The following is a 15,910-nucleotide window of genomic DNA, read 5'->3' on the forward strand; positions in this document are numbered from 1 at the left end:
GCCCATCCGTTCCTCGCCGGGCAGGGGCCACACTCCGGCCGCCGAGAAAACCGTGCCCTGCGACGCCATGGCCGCCCAACGCGCCGTCAGGTCGCTGACCGTCCGAATCGTCGCGTTCGTAACCTCCATTACGTCCCCGCCCGTGTCGCGCTTACGATGCGCGCAGCCATGTGGCAGTCGTACGTAGGTTCCATCTCGCCTGGACTAGGAGCAAGGTACTCGTGGTCATACCCCCGCCGCCCGGGCCGCAGCAGCCCGAGGGTCAGTACCCCCCTCCAGGACTGCCGCCGGGCACTCCGGGGATGCCGCCCGGTGCGTACCCGTACCAGCAGACCCCCTATCCGGGGCCGTACCAGCCCTGGGGCCAGGGCTACTCCCCGTACAACCGTCCGGCGCCCGTCAACGGCTTGGCGATCTCCGCGCTCGTGCTCGGCATCCTCTGCTTCCTGCCCGCCGTCGGGCTGGTGCTCGGGATCGTGGCGCTCGCGCAGATCAAGAAGCGGGGCGAGCGCGGCAAGGGGATGGCGGTGGGCGGCGTGATCATGTCGTCGATCGGCGCCGTGCTGCTCGCCGTCGCGGTCGCCACCGGCGGTGCACGCGACTTCTGGGACGGCTTCAAGGACGGGGCGAACGGCTCGGGCGGCGCCGCCTTCTCGCTCAAGAAGGGCGAGTGCTTCGACACGCCGGGCGGCGCCCTGGAGGGCATGGCCTACGACGTCGACAAGGTGCCGTGCGCGGGGGAGCACGACGCCGAGGTCTTCGCCGCTTTCCACCTGGCCAAGAAGGGCGCCTACCCGGGCGACGGCGTGATCACCGACTCCGCGGACGAGAAGTGCTACGCGCTGCGGGACGAGTACGCGATGGACGCCTGGGCCGTCCCGGACAACGTCGACGTGTACTACTTCACGCCGACGCGGCAGAGCTGGCGCCTCGGTGACCGAGAGATCACCTGCATGTTCGGGAACACCGATGAGAAGGGCAACCTGACGGGTTCGCTGCGCAAGGACGCGACCACGCTCGACGCGGACCAACTCGCCTATCTGCGGGCCGCACAGGGCATCAACGCGGCGATGGACTCGGCGCCCGACGAGGAGTACGTCGAGGACGACCTGCCCGGCCACAAGAAGTGGGCGACCAGGGTCTCGGAGGCGCTCACGACGCAGGCGAGCATTCTGCGCGGCTACGCGTTCGCCCCCTCGGTCCGCACGCCGGTCGACGCCCTCGTGAAGGACATGGGGCTGTCCCGGAAGGAGTGGGCGAAGGCGGCGGACGCGCAGGACGCGGACACCTTCTACGCGCACTACGAGAGGGGCATGAAGCTGATCGACCCCGAGAAGACGGTCACCACACGCAAGGCTCTGGGCCTCACCGCCACCCCGCCCCCGTCCGACCGGAACGGTGGTGGCCAGGACGGCGGAGGAAGCGGCACCGGCTTCGAGGTGTGACGGCGGCCATACCGGGGAGAAAGTGCCTGCGTAAAGCCCTCGGGGGCCACAACTCATCACATCGAGTGATTCCCTGGCCTTCGCTTGCATGGCACAACCCACGGTTGCCACGCTGTTGCTGTCTGTACAACCTGATGGGAGCGGCCAGTGACTTTCGGTGAGCAGCCGGCGTACCTGCGCGTCGCGGGCGATCTCCGCAAGAAGATCGTCGACGGTTCGCTGCCACCGCACACCCGCCTCCCGTCGCAGGCCAGGATCCGCGAGGAGTACGGCGTCTCGGACACGGTGGCTCTGGAGGCGCGCAAGGTGCTGATGGCCGAGGGCCTGGTCGAGGGCCGCTCCGGGTCGGGCACGTATGTGCGCGAGCGGCCGGTGCCGCGCCGGGTGGCCCGCTCCGGGTACCGGCCGGACAGCGGAGCGACCCCGTTCCGTCAGGAACAGGCGGACATCTCAGCGCGCGGCACCTGGGAGTCCCACAGCCGGCAGGTCGAGGCGAGCGGCAAGATCGCCGAGCGTCTGTCGGTCCAGCCCGGCGACCGCGTGATGTGCACGCACTACGTCTACCGGGACGGCGGCGAGGCGATGATGCTCTCCACGTCCTGGGAGCCCCTCGCCGTCACCGGCCGTACGCCGGTGATGCTCCCCGAGGAGGGCCCGCTCGGCGGCATGGGCGTCGTCGAGCGCATGGCGGCCATCGACGTGATCGTGGACAACGTCACGGAGGAAGTGGGAGCGCGCCCAGGTCTCGCCGAAGAACTCCTCGCGCTGGGCGGTGTACCCGGGCATGTCGTCCTCGTCATCCAGCGGACCTTCTACGCCTCGGGTCGCCCGGTCGAGACGGCCGACGTCGTCGTCCCGGCGGACCGGTACCGGATCGCGTATCACCTGCCCGTGAAGTAGCCGCGTATCCGTGCATCGCCTGTCCGTGAAGTAATCACCTGTCCGTGCCTCGCCTGTCCGTGAAGTAACCATGCAGCACTGTCCGTGCGGCGACCGGGCGTCGCAGGCCGTGAAGTGGCCGACGCCATCCATGGACCGACCCGCGGCGTCCGCCAAGTGGACCGCGTGGGAAGCCCGGTTGGAATCTGGCCTTTCTCAAGAGCCCTTCCCGGGCGGGACTTCGCGCTGCTCGGGAGCGCGCGGAGGGCGGTCGACAGCGCGTTCGGCGGCGTGCGTCCCCTGCCGTCCTGGCTGGTTGCGCACCTACGGCGTACCGCTTGCGTACCTCTTTGTGAAAAGCCGTATTCGCTGCGTGAAGGTTAGGCGTAGGCTCGGGCATATGCGGATTGCGGTTTCCTTAGAGAGCGGGGCGCGACGGGGGCCCGGGGCGGGAAGTGGAGGGGCGCGATGAACGACGGCACGATCACTCTTCCCTGGCTCGTCATACGGCAGGACGACAACGGAAATCGCTACCGTGTGGGCAGGTACGCGACCCGGGCCGAGGCCCAGAAGATCGCGGACAGCCTCGACGACCGCAGGCACAAGCAGCTCTACTGGGTCGAGCGGATCGGGCAGAACGGATCCAGGTGATCGTGCTCGCCTCCGGAGTGATCGCCCTTGCCGCCGTCAGGTGGTGATCCGCGCCGCCGGAGCCTCGCGCCGCTCCCGTAGGCTCCGGCGCATGACGGAACGGATCGTGGTGGTCGGAGCCGCCCTGCTGAGCGAGGGGCGTCTGCTCTCCGCCCGCCGTAGCGCGCCTCCCGCACTGGCCGGGCGCTGGGAGTTGCCGGGCGGCAAGGTCGAACCGGGCGAGAATCCCGAGCACGCCCTCGTACGGGAACTGCGTGAGGAACTCGGCGTCGAGGCGGAGCCGCTGGAGAGGGTCCCCGGCGAGTGGACTCTCAAGCCGGGGTATGTCCTGAGGGTGTGGACCGCACGGCTGCTCCCCGGCTCCGCTGAGCCGCGGCCCCTGGAGGACCACGACGAACTGCGCTGGCTGACCCCCGGCGAAATCTGGGACGTGGACTGGCTGGACGCGGATGTGCCGGCGGTGAAGGGCGCGCTGCTGAGGCTGGACGCGGGGGCGTAGAGGGGCCCTTCGGGGCGTATGTGTGGACGGGATGGCGGGTCTCGTGCGCCGTTCGCGCCACAGCGCGCCTTCATGCGCGGTAAGGCCTCGTGGATATCGGGTATGTGCCCATTAACCCCACGAAACCGGACATGTGCGGGTTCCTGGCCTGGGAAGTGATCGGCTTGATCGACACCGAAGGCGGCTGCGCCGAGTGGACATTTCCCGCGGAACCGGGTGCCGTCCGTACCGCCCGCGCCGTCGTCCGGGGCCAGTTGCGCTCCTGGGAGCTGGATTCCCTCGGTGACATCGCCGCGCTGCTGGTCAGCGAGTTGGTGACGAACTCCCTGCGGCATGCCGCAGGCCCGATCGGCGTACGGCTGGTGCGTCCCGTCGGGCTGCCCGGCGCCCTGCTGGTGGAGGTCTCCGACCCGCTGCCGGATCCGCCCCGCGAACGGGCCGCCGACGTGGACGACGAGAGCGGCCGTGGACTCCAGCTCGTGGCCAGCTCCTCCCGGCGCTGGGGGACCCGCCCCGGGGACACCGGAAAGACGGTCTGGTTCGAGCTGGCGGTGCCCGGCTGACGGCGCGTCGGCCGGGGGGCCGTGCGACCGATTGGTTCAGGCCACTGGTGCTGACTGGACTCTTTGATTCGATGGGGCTCCACCTGGTTAGAAGACTGGGAGTATGTCGCGGCCGGTCCAAAAACCATCGGGACCGTGCTGTGATCGTGAACACCGTGTTGTGCGGCGCCGTAGTGCTGGATACTGCGGGCAGCCGCCCCCGGTGACCGGTGCCGGACGCGGTGAGCTGGAGGGGACGGTTCGCGTGAGCGAGATACCAGCGAAGGCCACGGAGTCCGAGGACCCGTCGGACGGCGCGAGGACTGACGCCGCGGGAGATTCCGCGCGCATGACGGCCGGCGAGGGCGCGGGCGACACGATGTGGCAGAGCAGTCCGCCCGGTTCGATCTACGACTACATCAAGGTCGCCTCGTTCTCCATAGGTGCCGACGGGCTCGTCGACCAGTGGAGCCTGCGGGCCGAGCAGCTCTTCGGTATCTCCTCCGAGCGGGCCGTCGGCATGGACCCCATCGAGGCCTTCGTCGCCCCCGACCGACGTGACTTCGGTCAGCGCAAGATGGCCGAGATCCTGGACGGCCGGGAGTGGACCGGCGTGGTCCCCTTCCGGATGCCCGCCCCCGGCGACGGCGGCGACGGCGCCGAGGGACTCGCCGAGGTCTACGTGATGCCCACCACTACGGAGGACGGCGAGCGGGCCGCCGTATGCATCGTCGTGGACGTCCGTACCCTGCGCAGCATCGAGACGGACCTCGCCGCCTCGCAGGCGATTTTCGGCCAATCTCCTTTCGGCTTCCTGCTGATCGACACCGATCTGCGGGTCCGGCGCGCCAACCAGCGGTTCGCCTCGACCTTCGGCGGCACCGTGGACGACCACCGCGGGAAGGGCGTCCACGACTATCTGCCGCGCGCCGAGGCCGAGCGCGTCGCCGCGACCCTGCGGCGCGTGCTGGAAACCGGCGACTCCATCACGGACATGCACATCACCGGCAATGTGCCCGGCTCCGACGAGCGCCGCCACTGGTCCGTCAACCTCTACCGCGTGCACAGCGGCAGCGGGCGCCCCATCGGCATCGCCTGGCTCGGAACCGACATCACGGCCCGTCGCGCCGCCGCCCGCGAAGCGGCCGCCGCCCGGCGCAATCTCGCCCTTCTGAACGAGGCCGGCGCCCGCATAGGCAACTCCCTGGACCTGGAGACCACCGCACGCGAACTCCTCGACGTCGTGGTCCCCGGCTTCTGCGATCTGGCGACGGTGGATCTGTATCAGGGCCTGTTGGCCGGCGACGAGACCCCGCCGGGCCTGGCCGACGGCAGCGCCGAACTTCGCCGGGTCGCCTTCGCCAGCGCCGTCTCCGACGCGCCCTTCGTCGGCGGACCGGCACCCGTGGCCGTGGGCGCGGTCCACCACTACCCCTTCAACTCGCTCTGCGCGGACGCCCTGCGCACCGCGCGCCCCCAGCGCATCCCCGCCGAAGACGGCGGCCTCATCCAGTCCACGCTCGCGGTCCCGATGGTCGCCCACGACACCGTCGTCGGGCTCGCCCAGTTCTCCCGTGCGAAGGGCAGCGAGCCGTTCGGGGACCGCGACCGGTCGCTCGCGGTGGAGTTGGCCGCGCGCGCCGCCGTCTGTATGGACAACGCGCGGCTCTACCGCCGTGAGCACGAGCGCGCGCTGATCCTGCAACGGTCCCTCCTCCCGCCGGGTGACCCGGAGGCATCCGGCCTGGACATCGCCTGCCGCTACCTGCCGGGCAACGCGGCGACGGAGGTCGGCGGCGACTGGTTCGACGTCATCGAACTCCCCGGCCACCGCACGGCGTTGGTGGTGGGAGACGTGATGGGACGCGGCCTGCGCGCCGCGGTGGCGATGGGTGAACTCCGTACGGCCGTAAGAACCTTGGCGCTCCTGGATCTGGAACCCGCGGAAGTCCTTTCGGCGTTGGACGAGATCGCACGCGGCCTCGGCACACCCGGCGGCGTCCAGCAGGCCACCCGCGCGGCCCGCCAGCCGCGCGACGCCGACCTGTCCGAGGTGTACCTCGCGACGTGCGTCTACGCCGTCTACGACTCCGTGACGCGCCGGTGCACCTTCGCCAACGCGGGCCATCTGCCGCCGGTGCTGGTCGAACCCGGCGAGAGCGCGTTGATGCTCGACGTACCGCCGGGGATGCCGCTCGGGGTGGGCGGCGAGCCCTTCGAGGAGGTGGAGGTCGAACTGCCCGAAGGCGCGCTGTTGGCGCTCTACACGGATGGACTGGTCGAATCCCGCGACCATCCTCTCGACGAGGGCCTGCAAGCCTTCGTCGGCGCCCTGACCGACCCGTCCAGCCCCCTGGAGGACGTCTGCGACCACGTCCTCAACACCCTCGACACCCACCACGGCGAGGACGACATCGCGTTGCTCATGGCACGTGTCCAGGGGCTGCCCGCCGAGTCCGTCGGCGACTGGACGCTGCCGCGCGAGCCGCGCAGCGTGGGCCGTGCCCGCGAGTACGCGCGTACGCAGATGGTGTCCTGGGGCCTGGAGCCCCTCGTCGACACGGCCGAGCTCCTGGTCAGCGAGCTGGTGACCAACGCGCTGCGCTACGGCGAGGGCGAGATCCGGCTGCGGCTCCTTCTCGACCGGACCCTCGTCTGCGAGGTCTGGGACGCGGGGCTCGTCCAGCCGCGGCGGCGACGGGCCCGTGACACGGACGAGGGCGGGCGGGGATTGCAGCTCGTGGGGCTGCTGTCCGCGGCCTGGGGGTCGCGACGGACCCCCCGGGGGAAGACCGTGTGGTTCGAACTCCCGCTGCCGGACGGGGAGACGGGGCTGAGGGATCCGGCGGAGGCGTTGCTGAGTCTGTTCTGAGCACAGTGCAGTTCCCCGCGCCTGTTTCAGGGGCGCGGGGAACTGCGCGATCTTTTGGCGGGGGTCCGGGGGCGCAGCCTCCAGGGGCGGGACGGGCAGGGGCGGAGGGGGCGAAAACCACCGGCACCGGCACCGGCACCGGCACCGGTTACCGGGTCAGGGTCAGGCGGCCGGTGTCGCCCGCCGCGCCCGCGTGCGGGGCCCGCCAAAGCTCGCGGGCCCGTCACCGTGCCCCAGGAGGATCCCACCCAGCACGGCCCCGCCCACTCCGACGCCCTCGTCGCCTCCGGACGGGTTCCCGTACGCCCGCACGTCCCGCTCCGCCAGCTCCCGCGCCTGACGGATGAGGTCATCGGCCCGCTGAACCTCGGAGAGGCCGGGGGACGGGGCGGCGAGCAGATGCTCCGCCTCCGCCTGCCGCGTCCGCGCCGCGCATCCGACAGCGGCCCGATGCGTCGTGACGAAATCCGCCGCGACGGCAGCGGCGCTGCGGGCAGGGAGGAGAAAGTGCCCGAGCAGGGCGCGCACGCGCTCGTCGGGCAGGTCCCTGTCGCCCGCCTCGGCGAGCGTCGTGCCCGCCTCGGCGATACGACGAAGGGCGTCGAGGGGGTCGTACGGACCGGCCGCCGTCTCCCGGCGCACGTGGGCGAGCAGCGACTCGGCGTGCGCGACACGCCCGGGCAGCCGGCCGGCGCCCGCGGTCGCCAGCAGGCCGCGGGCCTCCGCGAGGTCGCCCTCCACCCCGGCGAGCGCGGCGGGCAACTGTTCGGTAGCCGAGGCGAGTTCGGCGGCGAGTCGCTCGACACCGTCCACGAGGGCGGCCGCCTGGTCGACGGCCCCCTCCGCGGCGCGCAGATACGCGGCCGCCTTCCCGCTCTCGCCCCGGTCGAGGGACTGCCGCGCCTGGTTGAGATGGACGGTGGCGAACACCAGCCGGTCCTTGGCCTGTTCGACGTGGCCGGCGACCGGGAGGGACGCGGAGGGGGCGTACCGCTTGTGGAGGTCGCCGAGTGTCGTCTGGGTGGCCGGGGTGCGCGTGGCGAGCTCACGGAAGCGGGTCTCCGCTCTCTCCAGGGGAGCCGCCGCGTTGCGCTCCAGGGCGCGCAGCAGGTCGAACCCGGCCGCCTCCGAGTCCAGCCGCCGCCCCGCATCGGTGCAGCGGAGGACGATCTCCTCCAGCATGCTCCGGCCGTCCTGCGGTGCCGCGCCGTCGAGCCGCTGCCGCAGCCGGAACGCGGCCGCCAGCTCGGACTTCGCGTACGCCAGTGCCTCCGCGTACGGCTTGACCGGCTCGTCCCCGAACTGGGCGGTGACGCAGCCGAGTTCCTCGGCACTGGTGCGGACGCAGTCGTCGGTGTCGGCCAGCAACTGCCGTGTCTGCACGTCCAGTTCGTGGACCGACGCTGTGCCGTGCGGGGCGCCGCCGGGTGTCGTGCGCGTCCTCGCCCGCCGCTTGCGCCGCGCGTACCCGTACGCCGCCAGCGCCGCCGCGGCGCCCACCGCGACGAGGGGCAGTACAAGATCCCCGGTGGCCGTCCCGTTCTGACCCGGAGCACCCTCGGCCTCCTGGGTGGCCCCCATCTCGTCGGCGATCCGCACGCTCCGCGTCACGGTCGCCGCGTCCCCGACCCCCACTGTCGCCAGAGGCAGCACCAGCCACCCCACCGCCACCAGCCCCCCGAGCACGGCATGCGCCACCCGCACGGCTATGTGGGACGTGGCTCGGCGCGATCGGTTTCGGCTCTGGGGCGACGTCACATTTGGGAGCGTATGACCGCTTGCGCGCCGACGCGACCGGGGTGCGCCGAGGCGGGGGCGCCTAAGGTACGGGGGGATACGGGGGCGTACGGGAGGGGCACGGGGGATGGATACGGGACGCACGGAATCCACGAGGAAAGGCCGTGCGGACGGGACGGAACCGGGGGCAAAAACCTCCGTGGCCCACACCGAGCCGACGGGGAGCACGGGAAGGACGCAGCCGGGGCGCGAGGGAGAGCCCGAGCCCGGCGATCACCGCACCACCGGAGTGCACCCCACGGACACGACTTCCGACGCGGCCTCCGGCACGGTTTCCGAGGCGCTTTCCGACGCGGCCTCCGGGACGGCTTCCGAGGCGGCTTCCGGCACGGCTTCCGGCACGGCCTCCGAGGCGGCTTCCGGCACGGCCTCCGGGACGGCTTCCGAGACCGCTTTCGACGCGGCCTCCGGGACGGTTTGCGAGGCGGCTTCCGGCACGGCTTCCGGCACGGCCTCCGAGACCGCTTTCGACGCGGCCTCCGGGACGGTTTCCGACGCAGCCTCCGGCACGGTTTCCGAGGCGGTTTCCGACACGGCTTCCGGGACGGCTTCCGAGGCGGTTTCCGACGTGGCCTCCGGGACGGTTTCCGACGCGGCCTCCGGGACTGCTTCCGACACGGCCTCGGACGCAGCCTCCGGGATGGCCTCCGGCGCGGCGTCCGGCGCGGCGTCCGGGACAGCTTCGGGGACGGCTTCCGAGGCGGCCTCCGACGCGGCCCCCGGGACGGCTTCCGCGATGGTCTCCGAGGCGGCCGGAGAAGGCCTGACGGCTGCCCCCGAGGAGCCCCCGCGCCGTGCCGTCCCTGCCCCGATCCGCCGCATCGCCCGGACCTGGCGGCACCCCCGCCTCCGCTGGCCCAAACGCATAGCTCTCACGCTCCTTCTCGCCCTTCTTCTCCCCTCCCTCGCCGCCGGAATCGCCCTCCGGGTGAACTACGCCGGAGACCCGGCACCCGGCACACAGACCAGAAACCGGGACGCCATCTGGCTGGGCCACGCCTGGGTGGACGGGCGGAAGGCGGACGCGGACGTCAAGGCGCTGGCGGCGCGGCTGCGGAGTACGGGTATCCGGGATCTGTATGTGCACGCGGGACCGCTGGAGCACGATGGGACGCTGCCCGAGACGGCGTACCCGTCGGCCCGTTGGCTGATCGCGACCGTGCACCGCCGGCTGCCCGGCGTACGGGTCCAGGCCTGGCTCGGTGACAAGCTGGCCGGCGAGGGGCCGGACGGGCTGCGGCTGGAGCGCGCGTCGACCCGCGACGCCGTCGTGCGCTCCACCCGCCAGATCCTCGATGTCGGCTTCGACGGCGTCCACTTCGACCTGGAACCCCTCCACTCCGGCGACCGCGACTACCTCTCCCTCCTCGACGACCTGCACCGGGTCACGAAGGCCCGCGGCGTTCCCCTCTCCATCGCCGCCCACCAGATCGACCCGCTCCCGGCGGCCCACTCCCTCCGCGGCACCCTCACGGGACACCCCAAGTGGTGGTCCCAGTGGTACTTCGGCCAGGTCGCCCGCCGCGTCGACCAGATCGCCGTCATGTCGTACGACACGGCCATGCCGCTGGAGAGCCTGTACGGCGGCTATGTCGCGCAGCAGACCTCCCTCGCCCTCGAAGTCACCCCGAAGTCCACGGACTTGCTGATGGGCCTGCCGTTCTTCCACGAGGACGACCTGAGCCACCACGGCTCGGCGGAGACCGTCGCGGCCGCCGTACGCGGTACCCGGCTCGGCCTCTCCCGCACGGATCGCCACCGTGCACACTTCGGCGTCGCCCTGTACGTGGATTTCGCCGCCACGGAAGCGGACTGGACGGCCTATCGGGAAGGGTGGGTCGAATGACCGGCACCCGCACCCCGCTCACCCGCGAAGACCTGGCCGCCCTCGCCCGCGCCGCCGTCGGCCCCAGCCGCACCCTCACCGCCGCCGAACGCCTGCGCGGCGGCAGCAAGAAGGGCGTCTACCGCCTCACTTTCGACAGCGACTCCACGGCGATCGCGTACGTCTGGTCCCCGGACGAGGACTTCTGGCCGACGGCCCCGATGGAACCCCTGATGGAACCCCCGATGGAACCCGCGAAGGAACCCTTGGGGGATCCCTCGGCCGCCACTGATCACCGCGACCCCTTCTCCCACGCCACCGGCATCGATCTCTTCACGGCCTCGCACGACCGCCTCACCGCGCTCGGCATCCGTACCCCGCGCCTCCTCGTCGCCGACCGCTCCCACACGCACCTCCCGGCGGACGCGGCCGTCGTCGAGGACGTGCGCGGCGGCAGCCTGGCGGAGTTGCTGAACCGCGATCCGGCCGCGGCAGCGGCGCCCCTGCGGGAGCTGGCCGACGCCCTGCACACCCTGCGCGGCCACCGCGCCCCAGGCTTCGGCAAGGTCGCCCTCGTCGACAACGGTGGTGTCTCGTACGGCGGTTCGTGCGAGCAAGTGGTGCGGGACCGGGCCCTGGTCGACCTGGCGGAGGCCGCGGCGCGGGACGCCCGGATCGCCGCCGTACGCGGGGCGCTCCACGACCGCGTGCAGGCCCTCGCCGCCGCGATCCGGCCGCGCGGTCACCACAGCCTCATCCACGGCGAACTCGGTCCGGACCACGTCCTGGTGGACGCCGACGGCCATCCGGTCCTCATCGACATCGAGGGCCTGATGTACTTCGACGCGGAGTGGGAGCACGTGTTCCTGCGCCTGCGCTTCCAGGAGCACTACGCGGCCCTGCGCGCCGACGGCCTCGACGAGGACCGGCTGCGCCTCTACCGCCTGGCGATGCACCTCTCCCTCGTCGCGGACCCGCTGCGGCTGCTCGACGGCGACTTCCCGGAGCCGGAGCTCATGCGCGGGATCGCGGAGTACAACCTTCAACAGACGGTCATGTTTCTGGAAGACCCCGTTCCCCGCGTGCCATGATCTGCGGGCGTGCCGTGTTCGGCCCGCACCGGGAAGTGGGGGACGAAGATGCACTGGATGCTGGTGGCCCTGGCCGCCCTCGCCGTGAGCGGCCTCGCGGCGATCGGGATCGCGGGGATCACGACCGGATGGGTGCCGCCGTGGGGCCGCCACCGTGTCCTGAGGCCGAAACTGTGGGGCTACGGCGCGCTGGTGGGCGCCGTCGGCATGTCCCTGTTCATGTTCCTCGGGCCGTTCCGTGGTCCGGACGCCGAGATGACGCCCTACGCGATGACCGGGCTGGCCGTCTTCCTCGTGGGCACGGTGCTGCAGATGGCCGGGCAGCGCCCCGGCCGCACCGCCGTGCAGCCCGCGACGACGGACCGATGATGGCTCCCGACTGGCACTACGCGCTCGGCCTGGCCGAAGGTGTGGTCCTGGGCCTGGCGGCCGCCGTCGGGATCGCCGCGGTGCGCGGAGGCCGGGTGCCCGGCTGGAAGCGTCACCCGGTCGTCCGGCGACGGCTGTGGGGCCAGGGGGCGCTGGTGCTGACGGGATCGCTCGCGCTTCCCCTGCTCGCCCTGGGCACGCTCGGCCCCGGTGCTCTCCAGTTCACCGCCACCCTTGTGGGCGGCGCCGGGATGATCACCGGCGCCGCCGTGATGCATCGCGCGACCCGCGACCGCCGACGCCCCGGCGGCCCCGCGTCCGGCCCTACGTCTCCCGCCTCCTGATCTTCGAGCCCAGCCACACCAGCGGGTCGTACTTGCGGTCGACCGCCCGCTCCTTCAAGGGGATCAGGGCGTTGTCGGTGATCTTGATGCCCTCGGGGCAGACCTCCGTGCAGCACTTGGTGATGTTGCAGTAGCCGAGGCCGTGTTCGTCCTGGGCGGCGCGCTTGCGGTCCAGGCCGGACTCCGCCGCCGCGTCCAGCGGGTGCATGTCCAGCTCCGCCACCCGCATCAGGAAGCGCGGGCCCGCGAACGCCGGCTTGTTCTCCTCGTGGTCGCGGACGACATGGCAGGTGTCCTGGCACAGGAAGCACTCGATGCACTTGCGGAACTCCTGCGAGCGGTCGACGTCCTCCTGTTGCATCCGGTACTCGCCGGGGCCGAGGCCCGCCGGGGGCACGAAGGCCGGGACCTCCCTCGCCTTCGTGTAGTTGAAGCCGACGTCCGTCACCAGATCACGTACGACGGGGAAGGCGCGGAGCGGTGTGACGGTGATCGTCTCCTCAGCCGTGAACACCGACATCCGCGTCATGCACATCAGCCGCGGCCGCCCGTTGATCTCCGCCGAACACGAACCGCACTTGCCCGCCTTGCAGTTCCAGCGCACGGCCAGATCGGGGGCCTGGGTCGCCTGGAGCCGGTGGATGATGTCCAGCACCACCTCACCGTCGTTCACCTCGACCTTGAAGTCCTCCAGGTCGCCGCCCTTGACGTCCCCGCGCCACACCTTGAAGCGGGCCTCATAGCTGCTCACTCGTACAGCTCCTCTTCGGCGAGGTACTTGACCAGCTCCTCCTTCTCGAAGAGGGAGAGCAGGTCGGGGCGGATGGATTCGGTGGCCTCGCGTACGAGGTCGATCTGGCCGCGTACGGGGTCGGTCGCCGCCAATCCGCCCGTCGGGTCGGTCAGTCGGCACAGCAGGTTGATACGGCGCCAGGCGCGGTCCATCGTCGGGTGGTCCTCGCGGGTGTGGCCGCCGCGGGACTCCGTACGCTCCAGCGCGGCCCGTGCCACGCATTCGCTGACCAGGAGCATGTTCCGCAGGTCGAGGGCGAGGTGCCAGCCGGGGTTGAACTGCCGGTGGCCCTCCACACCCGCCCGGCGCGCCCGTACCCGCAGGTCCGCGAGTTTCTCCAGGGCCTGCTCCATCTCGGCCTCGCGGCGGATGATGCCGACCAGGTCGTTCATCGTCTGCTGGAGTTCCTGGTGCAGGGTGTACGGGTTCTCGGGTGGCCGCCCGTTCTCCTCGCCGGGCTGGGGTCCCTCGGCCGAGAAGGGGCGCAGCGCCTCCGCGGCGGCGGTGTCCACCTGGGTGTCGTCGACGGCCGGACGGTCCTCGGAGAGCCCCGCCGCGTACTCGGCCGCGTGCAGTCCGGCCCGCCGCCCGAACACCAGCAGGTCGGAGAGCGAATTGCCGCCGAGCCGGTTGGAGCCGTGCATGCCACCGGCGACCTCGCCGGCCGCGAAGAGGCCGGGTACGCCGCGTGCCGCCGCCGTGTCCGACTCGACCGCGATGCCGCCCATCACGTAGTGGCAGGTCGGGCCGACCTCCATCGACTCGGCGGTGATGTCGACGTCCGCGAGCTCCTTGAACTGGTGATACATGGACGGCAGCCGGCGCCGGATGACCTCGGCGGGCATACGGGTCGAGACGTCAAGGAAGACTCCGCCGTGCGGGGAGCCGCGGCCGGCCTTCACCTCGGAGTTGATGGCCCGGGCGACCTCGTCCCGGGGCAGCAGCTCGGGGGGACGGCGGTTGTTGTCCGGGTCCTCGTACCAGCGGTCGCCCTCTTCCTCGGACTGCGCGTACTTCTCCTTGAAGACGTCCGGGATGTAGTCGAACATGAACCGCTTGCCATCGGAGTTCCGGAGCACTCCGCCGTCGCCGCGCACCGACTCGGTGACGAGGATGCCCTTCACCGACGGCGGCCAGACCATGCCCGTCGGGTGGAACTGCACGAACTCCATGTTCAGCAGCGGCGCCCCGGCAAGGAGGGCGAGCGCGTGACCGTCCCCGGTGTACTCCCACGAGTTCGACGTCACCTTGAAGGACTTGCCGATGCCGCCCGTGGCGATCACGACCGAGGGCGCTTCGAGGACGAAGAAACGGCCCGATTCGCGCTCGTAGCAGAAGGCCCCGGAGACGCGGCTGCCCGCGGCGGAGCCGCTGTTGGACACAGTCTTGAGGATCCGGGTGACGGTGCACTCCTGGTACACCTTCAGGCGGCTCTCGTAGTCCCCGGTCTCCTTCATGTCCTCCTGCTGGAGGGACACGATCTTCTGCTGCAGGGTCCGGATGAGCTCCAGGCCCGTCCGGTCGCCGACGTGCGCGAGCCGCGGATACTCATGGCCGCCGAAGTTGCGCTGCGAGATCCGCCCGTCCTTCGTACGATCGAAGAGGGCGCCCCAGGTCTCCAACTCCCATACCCGGTCGGGCGCTTCCTGGGCGTGCAGCTCGGCCATCCGCCACTGGTTGAGGAACTTCCCGCCGCGCATGGTGTCGCGGAAGTGGACCTGCCAGTTGTCGCGCTCGTTGACATTGGCCATCGCCGCCGCGATGCCGCCCTCGGCCATCACGGTGTGCGCCTTGCCGAACAGGGACTTGCAGATCACGGCCGTACGGGCGCCGCGCTCCCGCGCCTCGATGGCGGCGCGCAGTCCGGCACCCCCGGCGCCGACCACGACAACGTCCCACTCCTGCCGGTCGACCACGGACATCAGAAGAACCTCGGATCGTCGAAGGCGCCGGACGCGACCAGGTACACGTAGAAGTCGGCGAGCGCCACGCTCACCAACGATGCCCAGGCGAGCAGCATGTGATGGGCGTTCAGCTTCCCCACCCACTGCCACATCCGGTAGCGCACGGGGTGCTTGGAGAAGTGTTTGAGCTTCCCGCCGACGATGTGCCGGCAGGAGTGGCAGGACACGGTGTACGACCAGATCAGCACGATGTTGACCAGGAACACCACGGTGCCCAGGCCCATGTGGCCCCAGTTGTAGTGCTCGTCGCGGAAGGACAGCACGGTGTCGTACGTGAGGATCCCGGCGACGATGATGGCCGCGTAGAAGAAGTACCGGTGGATGTTCTGCAGGATCAGCGGGAAGCGGGTCTCGCCGGTGTACTTCTTGTGCGGCTCGGGGACCGCACAGGCCGGCGGCGATGCCCAGAAGCCGCGGTAGTAGGCCTTGCGGTAGTAGTAGCAGGTCAGCCGGAAGCCCAGCGGGAAGATCAGGATGATGATCGCCGGGGAGATGGCCCACCAGCTCCCGAAGAGGGCCGCGTTGGGGCCCGCGTGCATGGTCTCGCACCGCTCGGCCAGACAGGGCGAGTAGAACGGCGAGACGTACGGCGCCGCGTAGTAGTTCGTGTCCGCGAAGGCCCGCCAGGTCGAGTAGACGACGAAGGCCAGCAGCCCGGCCGCGGTGGCGGCGGGCGCCAGCCACCAGCGGTCCGTCCGCAGATGCGGGGCGGTGATCGCGGCCCGCGAGGCGGACCGTACGCCGCCGCTGTTCAGATGGGGTTCCGTACCAGTGGCCAACGCTGCTGCTCCTCTTCAGGGCTCGGTTCGCCACCGGGCCGCAACCGCATGGATGTGCGC

General features: G+C 71.2%; 15 protein-coding genes. 10 read left to right on the forward strand and 5 right to left on the reverse strand.

Annotated elements, in window-relative coordinates; genetic code table 11:
• The first annotated feature begins 221 nt into the window (after positions 1 to 221).
• The 6 genes from OG390_RS33540 to OG390_RS33565 all read left to right on the forward strand — a co-directional run bounded on the left by OG390_RS33540 (position 222) and on the right by OG390_RS33565 (position 6,888).
• On the forward strand, positions 222 to 1,445 hold the full coding sequence (locus tag OG390_RS33540) for a DUF4190 domain-containing protein (protein ID WP_406173103.1): 1,224 nt from the start codon (positions 222 to 224) through the stop codon (positions 1,443 to 1,445).
• A gap of 147 nt (positions 1,446 to 1,592) precedes the next feature.
• Positions 1,593 to 2,345 carry a GntR family transcriptional regulator gene (locus tag OG390_RS33545; RefSeq protein ID WP_189190114.1) on the forward strand — a complete coding sequence of 251 codons (753 nt, stop codon included), beginning with the start codon at positions 1,593 to 1,595 and terminating at the stop codon, positions 2,343 to 2,345.
• Between the two features lie 447 nt (positions 2,346 to 2,792).
• Positions 2,793 to 2,975: an SPOR domain-containing protein gene (locus tag OG390_RS33550; RefSeq protein ID WP_399087252.1), complete on the forward strand. Its 183-nt coding sequence runs from the start codon at positions 2,793 to 2,795 to the stop codon at positions 2,973 to 2,975.
• 91 nt (positions 2,976 to 3,066) lie between these two features.
• A complete protein-coding gene (locus OG390_RS33555) occupies positions 3,067 to 3,474 on the forward strand; it encodes a (deoxy)nucleoside triphosphate pyrophosphohydrolase (protein ID WP_406173104.1) in 408 nt (135 codons plus the stop codon).
• A gap of 131 nt (positions 3,475 to 3,605) precedes the next feature.
• Positions 3,606 to 4,037, forward strand: a complete 432-nt coding sequence (locus OG390_RS33560; RefSeq protein WP_406173105.1) for an ATP-binding protein — start codon at positions 3,606 to 3,608, stop codon at positions 4,035 to 4,037.
• A 244-nt stretch (positions 4,038 to 4,281) separates the two neighbouring features.
• Positions 4,282 to 6,888, forward strand: a complete 2,607-nt coding sequence (locus OG390_RS33565) for a SpoIIE family protein phosphatase (protein WP_406173106.1) — start codon at positions 4,282 to 4,284, stop codon at positions 6,886 to 6,888.
• A 162-nt stretch (positions 6,889 to 7,050) separates the two neighbouring features.
• On the opposite strand, the gene OG390_RS33570 is transcribed toward OG390_RS33565, so the two are convergent.
• Positions 7,051 to 8,646 carry a hypothetical protein gene (locus tag OG390_RS33570; protein WP_406173107.1) on the reverse strand — a complete coding sequence of 532 codons (1,596 nt, stop codon included), beginning with the start codon at positions 8,644 to 8,646 and terminating at the stop codon, positions 7,051 to 7,053.
• Between the two features lie 252 nt (positions 8,647 to 8,898).
• On the reverse strand, positions 8,899 to 9,303 hold the full coding sequence (locus tag OG390_RS33575; protein WP_406173108.1) for a hypothetical protein: 405 nt from the start codon (positions 9,301 to 9,303) through the stop codon (positions 8,899 to 8,901).
• Between the two features lie 22 nt (positions 9,304 to 9,325).
• On the opposite strand from OG390_RS33575, the gene OG390_RS33580 reads away from it, so the two are divergent.
• The 4 genes from OG390_RS33580 to OG390_RS33595 are packed head-to-tail and all read left to right on the forward strand — an operon-like array spanning position 9,326 to position 12,314.
• Positions 9,326 to 10,531 carry a hypothetical protein gene (locus OG390_RS33580; RefSeq protein WP_406173109.1) on the forward strand — a complete coding sequence of 402 codons (1,206 nt, stop codon included), beginning with the start codon at positions 9,326 to 9,328 and terminating at the stop codon, positions 10,529 to 10,531.
• On the forward strand, positions 10,528 to 11,601 hold the full coding sequence (locus OG390_RS33585; protein ID WP_406173110.1) for a phosphotransferase family protein: 1,074 nt from the start codon (positions 10,528 to 10,530) through the stop codon (positions 11,599 to 11,601). The genes OG390_RS33580 and OG390_RS33585 overlap by 4 nt, the downstream gene beginning before the upstream one ends.
• 9 nt (positions 11,602 to 11,610) lie before the next feature.
• Positions 11,611 to 11,970, forward strand: a complete 360-nt coding sequence (locus OG390_RS33590) for a hypothetical protein (protein WP_406173111.1) — start codon at positions 11,611 to 11,613, stop codon at positions 11,968 to 11,970.
• Complete coding sequence (locus OG390_RS33595) at positions 11,967 to 12,314, forward strand: hypothetical protein (RefSeq protein ID WP_406173112.1); 348 nt, start codon at positions 11,967 to 11,969, stop codon at positions 12,312 to 12,314. Before OG390_RS33590 ends, OG390_RS33595 begins: the two co-directional genes overlap by 4 nt.
• Here the strand turns inward: OG390_RS33595 and OG390_RS33600 are convergent.
• Genes OG390_RS33600 through OG390_RS33610 form a run of 3 tightly spaced genes read right to left on the reverse strand, consistent with a single transcriptional unit; the run spans position 12,295 to position 15,850 of the window.
• On the reverse strand, positions 12,295 to 13,065 hold the full coding sequence (locus OG390_RS33600) for a succinate dehydrogenase/fumarate reductase iron-sulfur subunit (RefSeq protein ID WP_406173113.1): 771 nt from the start codon (positions 13,063 to 13,065) through the stop codon (positions 12,295 to 12,297). The genes OG390_RS33595 and OG390_RS33600 overlap by 20 nt on opposite strands.
• Positions 13,062 to 15,029, reverse strand: coding sequence for a fumarate reductase/succinate dehydrogenase flavoprotein subunit (locus OG390_RS33605; RefSeq protein WP_406173114.1), 1,968 nt, complete (start codon positions 15,027 to 15,029; stop codon positions 13,062 to 13,064). Before OG390_RS33605 ends, OG390_RS33600 begins: the two co-directional genes overlap by 4 nt.
• Positions 15,029 to 15,850, reverse strand: coding sequence for a hypothetical protein (locus OG390_RS33610; RefSeq protein WP_406173115.1), 822 nt, complete (start codon positions 15,848 to 15,850; stop codon positions 15,029 to 15,031). The genes OG390_RS33605 and OG390_RS33610 overlap by 1 nt, the downstream gene beginning before the upstream one ends.
• Between the last annotated feature and the right edge of the window lie 60 nt (positions 15,851 to 15,910).

Origin of the sequence: Streptomyces sp. NBC_00996 (assembly GCF_045162675.1) — a bacterium.
Taxonomy (GTDB): domain Bacteria; phylum Actinomycetota; class Actinomycetes; order Streptomycetales; family Streptomycetaceae; genus Streptomyces.